This is a genomic window from Leisingera aquimarina DSM 24565 (genome assembly GCF_000473165.1).
In the GTDB taxonomy this organism is placed as follows: domain Bacteria; phylum Pseudomonadota; class Alphaproteobacteria; order Rhodobacterales; family Rhodobacteraceae; genus Leisingera; species Leisingera aquimarina.
This window is the reverse complement of record NZ_KI421504.1, coordinates 97,051-111,866: the sequence shown is the minus strand read 5'-3', so window position 1 is coordinate 111,866 and position 14,816 is coordinate 97,051. Positions and strand designations below refer to the sequence as shown.

The 14,816-nt window shown below is 61.9% G+C and carries 13 protein-coding genes; 3 read left to right on the top strand and 10 right to left on the bottom strand.

All coding sequences use genetic code 11. The features are described 5' to 3' along the window. Positions 1-50: 50 nt before the first annotated feature. From AQUI_RS0104340 to AQUI_RS0104330, 3 genes are read left to right on the top strand one after another with little or no spacing between them, the layout of a single operon-like run. On the top strand, positions 51-728 hold the full coding sequence (locus AQUI_RS0104340) for a cell division ATP-binding protein FtsE (RefSeq protein WP_027256418.1): 678 nt from the start codon (positions 51-53) through the stop codon (positions 726-728). Further along, on the top strand, positions 725-1,624 hold the full coding sequence (locus tag AQUI_RS0104335; protein WP_027256417.1) for a cell division protein FtsX: 900 nt from the start codon (positions 725-727) through the stop codon (positions 1,622-1,624). The genes AQUI_RS0104340 and AQUI_RS0104335 overlap by 4 nt, the downstream gene beginning before the upstream one ends. After that, positions 1,621-2,370, top strand: coding sequence for a lysophospholipid acyltransferase family protein (locus AQUI_RS0104330; protein ID WP_027256416.1), 750 nt, complete (start codon positions 1,621-1,623; stop codon positions 2,368-2,370). The genes AQUI_RS0104335 and AQUI_RS0104330 overlap by 4 nt, the downstream gene beginning before the upstream one ends. A gap of 100 nt (positions 2,371-2,470) precedes the next feature. Here the strand turns inward: AQUI_RS0104330 and AQUI_RS0104325 are convergent, their stop codons facing one another. From AQUI_RS0104325 to sucC, 10 genes are all read right to left on the bottom strand, one after another. Beyond that, positions 2,471-2,779 carry an EthD family reductase gene (locus AQUI_RS0104325; RefSeq protein WP_027256415.1) on the bottom strand — a complete coding sequence of 103 codons (309 nt, stop codon included), beginning with the start codon at positions 2,777-2,779 and terminating at the stop codon, positions 2,471-2,473. 119 nt (positions 2,780-2,898) lie between these two features. After that, positions 2,899-4,290, bottom strand: a complete 1,392-nt coding sequence (lpdA, locus tag AQUI_RS0104320; protein ID WP_027256414.1) for a dihydrolipoyl dehydrogenase — start codon at positions 4,288-4,290, stop codon at positions 2,899-2,901. 68 nt (positions 4,291-4,358) lie between these two features. After that, positions 4,359-4,628 carry a hypothetical protein gene (locus AQUI_RS0104315; RefSeq protein ID WP_027256413.1) on the bottom strand — a complete coding sequence of 90 codons (270 nt, stop codon included), beginning with the start codon at positions 4,626-4,628 and terminating at the stop codon, positions 4,359-4,361. Positions 4,629-5,009: 381 nt separating this feature from the next. After that, positions 5,010-5,309: a hypothetical protein gene (locus tag AQUI_RS30600; RefSeq protein WP_156916771.1), complete on the bottom strand. Its 300-nt coding sequence runs from the start codon at positions 5,307-5,309 to the stop codon at positions 5,010-5,012. A gap of 156 nt (positions 5,310-5,465) precedes the next feature. Continuing rightward, positions 5,466-6,986: a 2-oxoglutarate dehydrogenase complex dihydrolipoyllysine-residue succinyltransferase gene (odhB, locus tag AQUI_RS0104305; RefSeq protein ID WP_027256411.1), complete on the bottom strand. Its 1,521-nt coding sequence runs from the start codon at positions 6,984-6,986 to the stop codon at positions 5,466-5,468. Positions 6,987-6,998: 12 nt separating this feature from the next. Then, positions 6,999-9,950, bottom strand: coding sequence for a 2-oxoglutarate dehydrogenase E1 component (locus tag AQUI_RS0104300; RefSeq protein ID WP_027256410.1), 2,952 nt, complete (start codon positions 9,948-9,950; stop codon positions 6,999-7,001). Further along, on the bottom strand, positions 9,947-10,735 hold the full coding sequence (locus AQUI_RS0104295) for a hypothetical protein (RefSeq protein WP_156916770.1): 789 nt from the start codon (positions 10,733-10,735) through the stop codon (positions 9,947-9,949). Before AQUI_RS0104295 ends, AQUI_RS0104300 begins: the two co-directional genes overlap by 4 nt. A 130-nt stretch (positions 10,736-10,865) precedes the next feature. After that, complete coding sequence (sucD, locus tag AQUI_RS0104290) at positions 10,866-11,750, bottom strand: succinate--CoA ligase subunit alpha (RefSeq protein ID WP_027256408.1); 885 nt, start codon at positions 11,748-11,750, stop codon at positions 10,866-10,868. Between the two features lie 13 nt (positions 11,751-11,763). Then, positions 11,764-12,591, bottom strand: coding sequence for a glycosyltransferase family 25 protein (locus tag AQUI_RS0104285; protein WP_027256407.1), 828 nt, complete (start codon positions 12,589-12,591; stop codon positions 11,764-11,766). 893 nt (positions 12,592-13,484) lie between these two features. Next, the gene (gene sucC / locus AQUI_RS0104275) at positions 13,485-14,678 is read right to left on the bottom strand and encodes an ADP-forming succinate--CoA ligase subunit beta (RefSeq protein ID WP_027256405.1); all 1,194 of its coding nucleotides are present in this window, start codon (positions 14,676-14,678) and stop codon (positions 13,485-13,487) included. Positions 14,679-14,816: the final 138 nt, after the last annotated feature.

The following is a 14,816-nucleotide window of genomic DNA, read 5'->3' as shown; positions in this document are numbered from 1 at the left end:
CAAAACAGCCGGGCGCTAACAGCCAAAAAAGGCGCGTTCAGGGGGCAGCAGTGATCGAGCTGGAGAATGTGAGCTATAATTACGGCGGCGGCGAGCTGCTGGATGCGGTGTCAGTGCAGCTGGCGCCAGGCTCTTTTCATTTCTTGACCGGCCCATCCGGCGCAGGCAAGACAACGCTCTTGAAACTCTGCTATGGCGCGCTGATGCCGACCTCCGGCCGGGTGCGGGCCTTTAATATGGATGTGAAGGGTCTGGACCGTGACCAGATGGCCCATCTGCGCCGCCGCGTTGGGGTTGTGCACCAGGATTGCCGGTTCCTGGATCATTTACCGGTGATAGAGAACATCGCCCTGCCGCTGCTGGTCTCCGGGCGGGAGCTGACGCATGAGGAACCCAACCTGCGGGAGCTGCTGAATTGGGTCGGCCTGTCCGAGCGCGCCCATGCGCTGCCGCCGGAATTGTCGGGCGGCGAACGGCAGCGGGCGGCGCTGGCCCGCTCAGTCATCCTGTCGCCGGATGTGATTATCGCGGATGAGCCGACGGGCAACGTGGACTGGGAAATGTCGCAACGGCTGCTGCAGCTGCTGCTGGAGCTGAATCGGATGGGCAAGACCATTCTGGTGGCGACCCATGATCTGTCGCTGATCCGGGCCGCCAAGAACCAAGTGCAGGCGCGGGTGTTGCGCATCTCCAACCGGCAATTGCAGCTTGCGGGGGCGGACCTATGACCGAGGGCAAACTGCGCAAACTGATCCTGGGCGATACCCAGGCCAACCGGGTGGTGCCGCCCAGCGGTTTTACCGCCCATCTGACATTATTTGTCTCCGGCGCGATGGCCTTTCTTGCGGTTTTTGCGCTGGCGCTGTCGATGGCCTCCGGGCGGCTGGCAGACCAATGGGCTTCGGAACTGGCGCGGGCGGCAACCCTGCGCATCAACGCCCCGGCAGAGCAGCGCGCGGCACAGACCGAGGCGGCACTGGAAATCCTGCGCCAGACACCGGGCGTGGCGACCGCCCGCGCGCTGTCGGGCGAGGAACAGGCAACCCTGCTGGCGCCGTGGTTCGGTTCCAGCCTGCCGGTCGGCAGCCTGCCGCTGCCGCAGCTGATCGAAGTTACAGGCGACGATCCCGGATATGACGCCGCGGGGCTGCGTCTGCGGCTGCAGGCCGAAGTGCCGGGTGCGGCTCTGGATGACCACACCCGCTGGCGCGCGCCGCTGGTCGACGCAGCCCGGTCGCTGCGCAAGCTGGCCTGGGTGTCGATCCTGCTGATCGGCGGCGCAACGGCTGCAATGATCACCCTTGCCGCCAATGCGGCCCTTGCTGCTAATGCGCAGGTGATCGAGGTTCTGCGGCTGGTCGGCGCGCTGGACAGCTACATCGCCCAGGCTTTTATACGCCGCTTTACACTGCGCGCCTTGAGCGGCGCTGCAGCGGGGGTAGCCCTTGGCATGATTGGTGTCTGGCTGATGCCGGAAGCCTCGGATGAGGGCGGCTTCCTGACCGGTCTCGGCTTTCAGGGCTGGGGCTGGCTGGTACCGCTGGTGATCCCGGTACTGGGCGCGCTGGTGGCCTTTGCCGCCACCACCCGTGCCGCCACCAAACGTTTGGGAGCTCTGTCGTGAAAAACCCGGTTCAATGGCTGCGTTCAGCTGTCTTCCTGCTGCAGATGTATCTGTCAATGCTGGTGCTTGGATTGCTGTTTGCCCCCTGGGCCGCGGTCTCTCCTAAAGGCGCGCGCACGGCCTGTAAGTCTTATGCGCGCTGGGTCCTGTGGACCGCGCGCTGGATGGTTGGCATTAAGACCGAAGTCCGTGGCCAGGTGCCCTCTGATGAGGTGATTGTCGCCGCCAAGCATCAAAGTTTCCTGGACATCCTGATCATTTTCAACGCGGTGCCCTCGGCCCGTTTCATCATGAAACGGGAACTGATGTGGACGCCGGTGATCGGGGTTTATGCAAAGCGTCTGGGCTGCGTGCCGGTCAACCGCGGCCGGCGCGGCGCGGCCATTGCCAAGATGGTCAAGGATGTCGCCGCGCAAAACCGCGAGCCGGGCCAGTTGATCATCTATTCCCAAGGCACCCGCGTGGCCCCCGGCGCCCGCAAGCCCTACAAGATCGGCACTGCGGTGCTGTATGAGGGGCTGAACCAGCCCTGTATTCCGGCGGCCACCAATGTCGGCGTGTTCTGGCCGCGCAGCGGCATTTACCGCAAGCCGGGCCTCGCGGTGGTGGAGTTCCTGGAACCGATGCAGCCGGGGATCAGCCGCGACGACTTTATGGCGCAGCTGGAGATGCGGGTAGAAAGCCGGTCGGATGATCTGATGCGGGAAGCCGGGTTTGACCCGGGCGAGGTTGAGCAACGGGCCTGATCCGCCGGAGCGGGGGTGCTCTCCGGCGCCAAGAAAATTCGAATTTTCTTGGCAAAGTTCTTTGAAGAATTTTTGCCCGGCGGGTGCCGGGCTGGCTGCTTCAACGGAGGACTTCGCCTATCAAGACCTGCGGCTGGACGTCCGTGAAATTCGGAATGTCGTCCAGAGCCGGCCCTGCTGCCTGCATCGCGGTGTCCATGGCCGTCTGATCGGCAAAGGTCATGGTGGCGATGGCAAAAAACGGCGCGGGGACATCCGGCCCGCCCTCCAGCCCCTTGGTCACCACAATGGACTGCAGATGCGGCCCGATGTGCTGGTCCACGATCTTCATGTGGGTGTCTGCGTAATAGGCATAGTCGAACTTTTTTCCGTCACTGACGGGGTAGATGACTTGCAATGAAACGGCCATGACTGTGTCTCCAGCGGGATGGAATCGAGGCTCAGTAAAGAGCGGATTGCCAGCCGTGCCAAACGTAAAAGGGCAGCTGCGGCGAGCTGCCCCTTGTTACGTTCGGTGAATTGCCAGGCTCAGCTGTGGATCGGCCCGTCGCCGCAGGCCAGTGCGGCCTCGCGCACCGCCTCGGAATAAGTCGGATGCGCATGACAGGTCAGCGCCACGTCTTCGGCGGAGGCGCCGAATTCCATTGCCACGCACAGCTCGTGGATCATGTCGCCCGCAGCCGGGCCGATGATGGCAGCACCCAGGATGCGGTCGGTTTCCTTATCGGCGATGATTTTGACAAAACCGCCCTCGGCCTGGCCGACGGCCTTGGCGCGGGCATTGCCCATGAACATGAACTTGCCCACCTTGACCTTGCGTCCCTCGGCCTTTAGCGCGTCCTCGGTGGCGCCGACGCTGGCAACCTCGGGTGTGGTGTAAACCACCCCGGGAATCACGCCGTAATTCACATGGCCATGCTTGCCTGCGATCACATCGGCCACCGCCATGCCCTCATCCTCGGCCTTATGCGCCAGCATCGGGCCTTCGATCACGTCGCCGATGGCATAGATGCCCGGGATATTGGTGCGCCAGTGGTTGTCAGCGGCGATCTGGCCGCGCTCGGTCATTTTGACGCCAAGCGCATCCAGGCCGAGGCCCTCGCTGTAGGGTTTACGCCCCGTCGCCACCAGAACCACATCGGCGTCCAGCGTGACCTCGTCGCCGCCCTTCTTGGGCTGGTATTTCACCTTTGCCTTGGTCTTGGTGGTCTCGACCCCCTGCACCGCGGCGCCCAGGATGATGTTGAGGCCCTGTTTCTCCAGGATCCGCTTGAAGGAGCGCTGCACGTCCTTGTCCATGCCGGGGCAGACCGCGTCCATGTATTCGACCACGGTCACCTCGGAGCCGAGACGGGCATAGACCGAGCCCAGTTCCAGCCCGATGACGCCGGCGCCAATGACGGTTAGTTTCTTGGGGATCTTCGGGAGTTCCAGCGCGCCGGTGGAGGAGACCACGATCTTCTCGTCGATCTCCACGCCCGGAATGGACGAGGGTACGGAGCCGGAGGCGATCACGATGTTCTTGGCCTCGTGCACTTCATCGCCCACCTGCACCTTGCCGGCCGCGGGGATCGAGGCCCAGCCCTTGATCCAGTCGATCTTGTTCTTCTTGAACAGGAACTTGATGCCGCCGGTGTTCTGGCCGATGACCTCGTCCTTGTAGGCTTTCATCCGGTCCCAATCGACCGAGGGGCTTTTGCCCTTGAGGCCCATATGGGCAAAGTTGTGCTCTGCCTCATGCAGCAGGTGCGTGGAATGCAGCAGCGCCTTGGAAGGGATACAGCCCACGTTCAGGCAAGTGCCGCCCAGGGTCTCGCGCCCCTCGACCACGGCGGTCTTCAGCCCCAGCTGGGCGCAGCGGATGGCGCAGACATAGCCGCCGGGACCGGCGCCGATTACGATGACGTCATATTGGGACATGGGCTGTTTCCTCTTTTGGCCCCGGTTCCGTTTTTCGGAGCTCGCGTTTGGGGATGGTTAATGTGTGATCAAACCGGGGTCAGCATTTTGATCGAGATATTGGTGACCCCGTCGCGTTCAAGGTGCATTGCCAATTCTTCGGAGCCGAAAAAGGCGCGGGCCTTCTCCAGATCGGTGATTGCGAAGAGGGCGACTGCGTGGTTCTTGCGGTCCGGATCGCTCCAGACATTCATGTCGGTGATGCCCGAGGCCTGGCGGTTGCGCTTGTCCTGCCGGAAGACGGTGAGCCAGGCGTCGAAGTCGGCCACGTCGGCCTGCCAGAGTACATGGGTTGTCATTGGTGTTACTCCTTTGTCCTTGGTGGCAGCAGGATGCCCTGATGCGGTTGGGGAGCGCTTTGATTCCACTCAATAAAGACTGCGTCAACGGCAAGGTTCTCGGAATGGGGGCTCTGCCCCCGGCCCTAGCGGGCCTCCCCCGGGATATTTTTGGCAAGAGGATAGGGCATGCGAGGAGAACCCCCGCAAGCATGGCGGCGAGGCCGCTGGCGGCGATCAGCCAGATAGCGGCGCCCGGCCGGCCAGCGCTGCGCGTAACGGAAGTGTCGCGCGGGCCGGCGGCCAAGGCGTTACCAACTGAGAGCTTTAAGAGGAAGCTGTCGAAGCTCACGTGGATCAGGACAAGGATCGAGAGGCAGACAAGGCCCCAGAGCGGGAGGGTCATTGGATGTGGCTATCTTCAAGTTTGACGCTCTTGACCACTTCCCGGCGGCCGCTGATGGCACCGATGACGCTGAAAATCGTTATCACCGTGAAAAGCCAAACGCCGAAATTTGGTCCGCCTTTTTTCGGGCCTTCAGTTGTCACCCCGCCCAACCAGTTAGAAACGAATAATGTGAGTACCATCACAGCAAGAAATGCGGGAGCGAGCAAAAGGAAGAAACGCCTGATGCGGAACTTGCCGGTCAGAAAGAGATGTGTGCCGCAGGTTCCGCAAAGGTGAAAGTCGGTCTTATTCAAACCTCTCCAGGGGTTGGTTCGCTCCATAGCCAGCGGTGATTGAAGGCGTCCGCAATCAGGGCACTTAATACCGCACCAGCGCGCCCCAAAACTGGGTCTTTCACCAATCTTGGGCGCGCTGATTTTGAACGGCTGGATAGGCTTTCCTCTCAAGGTTTACAGATCCATCAGCAAACGCCGCGGATCCTCTAGCGCTTCCTTGACGCGGACCAGGAAGGTCACGGCGCCTTTGCCGTCGACGATGCGGTGGTCATAGCTCAGCGCCAGATACATCATCGGGCGGATTTCCACCTGGCCGTTGATCGCCATCGGGCGGTCCTGGATCTTGTGCATGCCCAGGATGCCGGACTGCGGCGGGTTCAGGATCGGCGAGGACATCAGCGAGCCGTAGACGCCGCCGTTGGAGATGGTGAAGGTGCCGCCCTGCATTTCGGCCATCGACAGCTTGCCGTCGCGGGCGCGGGCGCCTTTTTCGGCAATCGCCTTTTCGATCGCAGCAAAGGACATCGCATCGGCGTCGCGGATCACCGGCACGACAAGGCCGGTCGGGGTGCCGGCGGCGACGCCCATATGGACAAAGTTCTTGTAGACGATGTCGGTGCCGTCGATCTCGGCGTTGACCTCCGGCACTTCCTTCAGAGCGTGGCAGCAGGCCTTGGTAAAGAAGGACATGAAGCCCAGTTTCACGCCGTGCTTCTTCAGGAACAGATCCTTGTACTCATTGCGCAGGGCCATCACCTCGGTCATGTCGACCTCGTTATAGGTGGTCAGCATGGCGGCGGTGTTCTGGCTGTCCTTCAGGCGTTTGGCGATGGTCTGGCGCAGGCGGGTCATCTTCACCCGTTCCTCGCGCGCGGCGTCGTCCGCAGTGACCGGGCCGCGCATCTGGGCCGGTGCCGGGGCTACCGGAGCGGCAGGCGGTGCGGCCTTGGCCGCAGCCACAGCTGCGGCAACGTCTTCCTTCATGATGCGTCCGTCACGGCCACTGCCGGTGACTTGCGATGCATTGAAGCCTGCCTCGGCCATTGCCTTTTCAGCGGAGGGGGCGTTTGCCACGTCCTTGGCTGTTGCTGCCGCGGGATTCTGTGCTGCGACGGGGGCGGCCGGCGCCGGAGCGGCACCTGCGGCACCTGCGGCAATCACACCCAGCTGCGAAGTGGCCTGAACGGTGGCGCCTTCGTCGGCCATGATTTCGCTCAGCACTCCGGCAGCAGGCGCGGGAACTTCGACCGAAACTTTGTCGGTTTCCAACTCGCACAGCATTTCATCCTGGGCGACGCTGTCTCCCACCTTCTTGAACCACGACGAAACAGTCGCCTCGGACACCGACTCGCCAAGGGACGGAACCATGACTGGCACCGGTGCGCTGTCGCCGCCGGAGGGTGCAGCGGCTGGAGCCGGTGCTGCCGGAGCAGCGGCAGGGGCCGCGGCAGTGCCGTTGGCTTCGGACAGCGTGGCCAGCAGCGCATCGACGCCGACAGTTTCGCCTTCCGCGGCGACGATCTCACCGAGGGTGCCTGCGGCCGGCGAGGGCACTTCGACTGTCACCTTGTCGGTTTCCAGCTCGCAGAGCATTTCATCGGCATTGACGGCGTCGCCGGGCTTCTTGAACCAGGTGGCCACGGTGGCCTCGGTCACGGATTCGCCCAGGGTGGGTACGCGGACTTCGGTTGTCATGTCTCTTTATCCTCAGATGCTCAGCGCTTCGTTCACGAGGGCTGCTTGTTGGGCTTTGTGCTGGCTGGCCAGGCCGGTTGCAGGAGAGGCCGAGGTGGCGCGGCCGGCATAGACGGGCCGGGTGTGCTTGGCCTTGATGCGGGTCAGCACCCATTCGATGTTGGGCTCGATAAAGGTCCAGGCGCCCTGGTTCTTGGGCTCTTCCTGGCACCAGACCATTTCCGCCTGCTTGAAGCGTTCCAGCTCCTTCACCATCGAGATCGCCGGGAACGGGTAGAACTGTTCGACCCGCATCAGGTAGATATCATCGATGCCGCGGGCGTCGCGTTCTTCCAAGAGGTCGTAATAGACCTTGCCCGAGCACATGACGACGCGCTTGATCTTGTCGTCCGGCACCAGCCGGGTGTCGGAGTTGCCGTGCTGGGCGTCGTCCCACAGCACCCGGTGGAAGCTGGAGCCGGTGGTGAACTCTTCCGCCTTGCTGACCGCCAGCTTGTGGCGCAGCAGCGACTTCGGGGTCATCATGATCAGCGGCTTGCGGAAGGTGCGGTGCAGCTGGCGGCGCAGAATGTGGAAGTAGTTCGCCGGCGTGGTGCAGTTGGCCACGATCCAGTTATCCTGGCCGCACATCTGCAGGAAGCGTTCCAGACGGGCGGAGGAGTGCTCAGGTCCCTGGCCCTCGAACCCGTGCGGCAGCAGGCACACAAGGCCGGACATCCGCAGCCATTTCGACTCGCCCGAGGAGATGAACTGGTCGAACATGATTTGGGCACCGTTGGCGAAATCGCCGAACTGGGCTTCCCACAGTGTCAGCGCGTTGGGTTCAGCCAGCGAGTAGCCGTACTCAAACCCCAGCACCGCATATTCCGACAGCGCCGAGTCGATCACGTCGTAATGCGACTGGCCCGCGCGGATGTTGTTGAGCGGATAGTAACGCTCCTCGGTCTCTTGATTGACGATGCCGGAATGGCGCTGCGAGAAGGTGCCGCGGGTGGCGTCCTGTCCGGCAAGGCGCACCGGATAGCCTTCCAGCAGCAGCGAGCCAAAGGCCATCGCCTCGCCCGTCGCCCAGTCAAAGCCCTGGCCGGTCTCAAACATCTTGCCTCGGGCATCCAGGAAGCGGCCCACGGTGCGGTGCATCGGAAAACCGTCGGGCACCCGGCTAAGCGAGGCGCCGATTTCAGCCAGGGTTTCCGGTGCGATCGCGGTGCGGCCGCGCTGGTAGTCGGCGTCTTTCTTATCCAGATGCGACCAGCGCCCGTCCAGCCAGTCGGCCTTGTTGGGCTTGTAATTCTTGCCCGTCTCAAACTCCTCGTTGAGATGCGCCTGGAAGGCGGCCTTCATGTCCTCGATCTCGCCCTCGGGGATCAGACCATCCTTGACCAGCCGGTCGGTATAAAGCGTCAGCGTCGTCTTGTGGCCCTTGATCTTCTTGTACATCAACGGGTTGGTGAACATCGGCTCGTCGCCTTCGTTGTGACCGAACCGGCGGTAGCAGAAAATGTCGAGCACCACGTCCTTGTGGAACTTCTGGCGGAACTCGGTGGCGACGCGGGCAGCATGTACCACGGCCTCGGGGTCGTCGCCATTGACGTGGAAGATCGGCGCCTCAACCACCAGCGCGTTGTCGGTGGGGTAGGGCGAGGAACGCGAGAAATGCGGTGCGGTGGTGAAGCCGATCTGGTTGTTCACCACGATATGCATGGTGCCGCCGGCCTTGTGGCCGCGCAGGCCCGACAGCGCAAAGCATTCCGCCACCACGCCCTGTCCGGCAAAAGCGGCGTCGCCGTGCAGCAGGATCGGCAGCACCTGGCTGCGGTCGGTATCGCCCAGCTGGTCCTGCTTGGCGCGGACCTTGCCCAGCACCACCGGGTTCACCGCCTCCAGGTGCGAGGGGTTGGCGGTCAGCGAAAGATGCACGTTGTTGCCGTCGAATGAACGGTCGGACGAGGCACCAAGGTGGTATTTCACGTCACCGGAGCCGTCCACATCCTCGGGCTTGAAGCTGCCGCCTTGGAATTCGTTGAAAATGGCGCGGTAGGGTTTCTGCATCACATTGGCCAGCACCGACAGACGGCCGCGGTGCGGCATGCCGATCACGATGTCGCGCACCCCTAACGCGCCGCCGCGCTTGATGATCTGCTCCATTGCCGGAATCAGGCTTTCACCGCCGTCCAGGCCGAACCGCTTGGTGCCGGTGTATTTGACGTGCAGGAATTTCTCGAACCCTTCCGCCTCGACCATCTTGTTGAGGATCGCCTTACGGCCTTCGCGGGTAAAGGTGATTTCCTTGTTGTACCCCTCAATCCGCTCCTTCAGCCAGGCGGATTCTTCGGGGTTGGAAATATGCATGTACTGCAGTGCAAAGGTGCCGCAGTAGGTGCGCTTCACGATGTCGACGATCTGGCGCATGGTGGCGACCTGCAGGCCCAGCACATTGTCGATAAAGATCGGACGGTCCAAGTCGCCATCGGTGAAGCCATAGGATTTCGGGTCCAGCTCCGGGTGGGCAGAGGCGGCACGCATGCCCAGCGGATCCAGGTCCGCTGCCAGATGGCCGCGGATCCGGTAGGCGCGGATCAGCATCAGCGCCCGGATCGAGTCCAGCACTGCCCGCTGCACCTGATCGTCGGTGACCTCGACGCCTTTGGCGGAGGCTTTGTCCCTGATCTTCTTGCCTGCGCCCTTGGTCTCGGCCGGGGCGGGCCATTCGCCGGTCAGCGCGCCGGTGAGGTCGTCATCCAGCGCCGGCGGCCAGTCGCTGCGCGCCCAGGAGGGGCCCTTGGCTTCGGCCTTCACGTCGAGTTCGGCGTCGCCCATCTGGCGGAAGAACTCAGCCCAGGCGGCGTCCACCGCGTTCGGGTCATTGGCGTATTGGGCATAAAGCTGCTCCAGATACTCCGCATTGTGCCCCTGCATGAAAGAGGAGGCGTGGAAGAGGTCGTTGGGCGATTGGTCGGTCATTGGTTTGCCTCATCGGCTGTGATTTCTGCGGGGGGAGCAATAGACAATGAAATTTCGATCATGGCGTGAGCGTCTAATGAAATGTTCAAGGAATTCTCAATCGCGGCTGCATCCGTGAGAAAGAACCTGCCTTTCGGTGACACCGCTGTCGGATCGTCACTCACGGGCGGAAGTTCGAACTTCCCGCTTGCAACGCGATCAAATTCGGTGGGCAAGCTATCTTTGAAGGCGGCCGCCAATGTACGGGCTGCTTTGCTGCCATCAAGTGAATACAGTGAGCAGGTTTGTTTCCAGCCGCTTCTGCCGTTTTCTGAGAACGAGATGAGCAGTCGTGCTGATGCAGATTCAGGGGTGTTTAGTGTAACCGAGACAGGTGAAATTGTCGGAAACCTCCGCGGCTCATCGGAGGCGGTGTCCCTATCAAGAACGACTTTAAACAGTTCAGCATCTGTGAGTGTGCCGAAGTCTTGAAGGCCAGCTTCGTTCGAGCGAAGGCGGGCCATCGCTTGGGCCATGTAAGGCAAGGTTCCTTTTTGCCAGCTGGAAATTGTCGCGTAGGCAGCTCTCCATTCCCGCAACTCAAATGCTTGTTCTTCAGAAGCAAGCGTCCAGCCACGCCTTTCAAAAGCAGATCGTGAACCCTTGGGGCCGGGGGACGGTTGTGAGCAGAACGCAACAACGGTTTCCACAGAAGGCAAGTCGAAGGCCGATACTGATGCCGTTCCGAAAAATGTAAGAGATACGCTTGCAGTGATTGCCGTGCGCAGAAGCTTAATCACCTTCATCTCTGGTACGCGCTTTGCCCGGCGCAGCGCGCCGGGCAGCGCCCATCCTGCCCCCCACGGGGCGGGCGCTTCGCACCCTCCCCGCCGGGACGGGCGCTGGACACTGCCGTGACGCACTGCGGGAGCCATCTTACTTGCCGATCGCTTTCAGCACCGCTTCGCCCAGGCCGGCCGGGCTTTCGGCGACCACGATGCCTGCGGCTTTCATCGCTTCGATCTTGTCCTCGGCGCCGCCTTTGCCGCCGGCGACAATCGCGCCCGCGTGGCCCATGCGGCGGCCCGGAGGGGCGGTGCGGCCTGCGATGAAGCCTGCAACCGGCTTCTTGCGGCCCTTCTTGGCTTCATCGGCCAGGAACTGGGCGGCTTCTTCTTCGGCGGAGCCGCCGATTTCGCCGATCATGATGATGCTTTCGGTCTCGTCATCCGCCAGGAACCATTCCAGCACGTCGATATGCTCGGTGCCTTTGATCGGGTCGCCGCCGATGCCCACGCAGGTCGACTGGCCGAGGCCCACGTCGGTGGTCTGTTTCACCGCCTCATAGGTCAGGGTGCCGGAGCGCGACACAACGCCAACCGAGCCGCGGCGGTGGATATGGCCGGGCATGATGCCGATCTTGCAGGCGTCGGGGGTGATCACGCCGGGGCAGTTGGGGCCGATCAGGCGCGACTTGGAGGTCTCCAGCGCCCGCTTCACCTTCATCATGTCGAGCACCGGGATGCCTTCGGTGATGCAGACGATCACTTCCATTTCGGCGTCGATCGCTTCGAGGATGGAATCGGCGGCAAAGGGCGGCGGCACGTAGATCACCGAGGCATTGGCTTCGGTCACATGCTTGGCTTCATGCACGGAGTTGAAGACCGGCAGGCCCAGATGCTCCATGCCGCCTTTGCCGGGGGTGACGCCGCCGACCATTTTGGTGCCATAGGCGATGGCCTGTTCAGAGTGAAAAGTGCCCTGCGAGCCGGTGAAGCCCTGACAGATAACTTTGGTGTTTTCGTCGATGAGGACTGCCATGTTGTCGGTTCCTTCAAGCGGTATGTGTGTGTTGGGTCTGCGAATTGGCCAGGGATCGGCCGTCGAAGCGGATTTTTTCGAGGGTGGCCCGCCCCAGGACCACACTGGGAAATACTCTGAAACCGCCGCGGAATTCATAGATCCCGCGCCGGAGTTTCTGGCGGATCAGCGGCCAGCCCTTGGGGCGGTGGCGCGCCGGGCCGATGGCGTGTTCGCCAGGGGCCTCATTGCCCTGTTCGGCCAATGCGGGCTGGACCTGATAGACCTTGACGGCACGCGCGGGCAGCGAGGCGTCAAAGTTGAACAGGAGGTTGTCCAGGGTGATTTCAAACGGACGGCTGTCCAAGAGGTGCTGTGCCGCCCGGCGGGAGATCACATAGGCTGCACCGCCCGCGTGGCGGGACAGCATCTGACGCACCTCGCGGCCCATATGGGTAAAGCCATCCTTGCCAAGAGCGACCTGCAGCTTTTTGGCCCGCCAGCGTTCGAATTTGACGATGCCGGCATCCTGCGGCCACCACGACAGGTCGTTCAGCCAGGCGCCGGTGTCGGGCGACAGAAACACGTCATCCTCCAGGATCAGCGCCACATCGGCATCTGAATCCAGAAGCGCCTGCCAGGCCCTAGCGTGGCTGAGGGTGCAGGCCATGTCCTTGGTCTGGAAATAACCCCAGTTACCTTCAGGTGCGCACTGGTTCAGCATTTCCTCGCGGCTGACCTGGGTACTGTCCACCGCATCGATGCGCACAGCAGACAGCCCGGCCTGATCCAGCTCCCGCTGCATCAGCTCGGCCCGGCCTGTGGCCTGCTGCAAGCCTATGAGGTAGACGGCGGCTTTCACGAGGCTTGGCTTTGCACAGTGGGGGAAACAGCCATTGGAACAGCTTGCTGCTCCCCAATGATCGTGTTGTTTCCGCCAGTTGGTCGTTGCATTTGAAAGGCTCCTAGAGTGACATGATCCGAGGGGTGCAAAATTACGCTACCTAGCCTCAGTGATGTTGATCGAGGTGGTCCAGGCGACTCTGGAGCCGGACAGAAACTGGGATACCTTGAATTGCCTGCTGCCGTTGCTCCACGTTCCACCGCCAATCTCGCGAAAACCTGCGTTTACAAGAGTGCTGCGCAAAGCGGCAGTCACGTTGCCAGGGCTTTCATTGCTTGTGATTTTGACGGAGCAATAGTTCTCGGACCGCCGCGGATTTGCTCGCAGTTCCAAGCCCGAGGACCGGTACGAGCCGTTTAGAGCCGCAACAGTGGAAATTGGGAATTTCCGATGAAAATTGCGGCGGGACTCTGAAGCGCGTTGCAGCTTGTATCCCTGCTGCGCCAGCTTATCAGCAGTTCCGAAAGCTCCGGAAACGGATTGCACACAGGTTTGCACCAGTAATGGCACTTCTCCTGCCGGGCTAACCGATGGGGAAGAAAACGCAACGGTTTGGCCCTGTGCTGCTGGTGCAGTTGCACTTGCCGAGGCAACTGAGTCACTCAGATCTGTTGGGCTTGCTGTGGAGTTCAACACCTTGTGGCCGCCACTGGCGTGGGAAGCGGGGACAAAGGTGTCAGTCGCGGGGTCGTACCTCCCTCCTGCATCCTGAACAGCGCTGGGCTGTTCATAACTGAAGCCGTCTGCTGATGACGGGGCTTGCTGAATGGTTCCAGCGGAGTAACCGCTGGAACAGGCCGCGCCCATTAAAGTAAGGTAAGCTGCTGGAAGGACGCTGAATCGCATGGTGATCAGCCCTTCACGGCCTTTACGATTTTCTCGGCGCCGTCTTTCAGGTTGTCGGCGGCGATCACGTCGAGGCCGGAGGTGTTGATGATCTCCTTGCCTTTCTCGACGTTGGTGCCCTCAAGGCGGACCACCAGCGGCACCTTCAGGCCGACTTCCTTGACCGCGGCAACCACGCCCTCGGCGATGACGTCGCAGCGCATGATGCCGCCGAAGATGTTGACCAGGATGCCTTTGACCTGCGGGTCCGAGGTGATGATCTTGAACGCCTCAGTGACCTTCTCCTTGGTTGCACCGCCGCCCACGTCGAGGAAGTTGGCAGGCTCGGCCCCGTACAGTTTGATGATGTCCATGGTGGCCATCGCCAGGCCGGCGCCGTTCACCATGCAGCCGATCTCGCCATCCAGCGCGATATAGTTCAGGTCGTATTTCGAGGCTTCCAGCTCTTTCGGGTCTTCCTCGGTGGTGTCGCGCAGCTCGGCCACGTCGGCGTGGCGGTAGACCGCGTTACCGTCAAAGCCGACCTTGGCGTCCAGCACCTTGAGCGCGCCGTCGTCGCCGACGATCAGCGGATTGATCTCCAGCATCTCCATGTCCTTGTCGACGAAGGCTTGGTAGAGCTGGCCCATCAGTTTGACGCATTGTTTGACCTGCGCGCCTTCCAGGCCGAGCGAGAAGGCGATGCGGCGGCCATGGTAGGCTTGGTAGCCGGTGGCCGGGTCGACGGAGAAGGACAGGATTTTTTCCGGGGTGGCAGCTGCCACTTCCTCGATGTCCATGCCGCCCTCGGTTGAGCAGACAAAGGAAATCCGCGAGGTCTGGCGGTCGACCAGCAGCGCCAGATACAGCTCGGTCTGAATGCCAGAGCCCGCTTCGATGTAGATGCGGTTCACCTGCTTGCCCGCCGGGCCGGTCTGATGGGTGACCAGTGTACGGCCCAGCATCTTCTTGGCTTCCTCGGCAGCTTCCTCCACCGATTTGGTCAGGCGCACGCCGCCTTTTTCGCCGGCATCGGCTTCCTTGAAGGAACCCTTGCCGCGGCCGCCTGCGTGGATCTGTGCCTTGACCACCCACAGCGGGCCGTCCAGTTCACCGGCGGCGGTTTTGGCGTCCTCGGCTTTCAGCACCACCTTGCCGTCGGACACCGGGGCACCGTAGCTGCGAAGGAGGGCCTTTGCCTGATATTCGTGGATGTTCATCTGAAACTGTCCCGTCTGGCTGCAATTGTCTGGCTTCAATAGGCCGTCTTAAAGCCAAGTGTTAAAGGCTTTTTTGACAGGGGACGGGGAAATGGTGAAGATTTTCGAGATTTGTGATCACGGTTTTTGAGGGTGTGA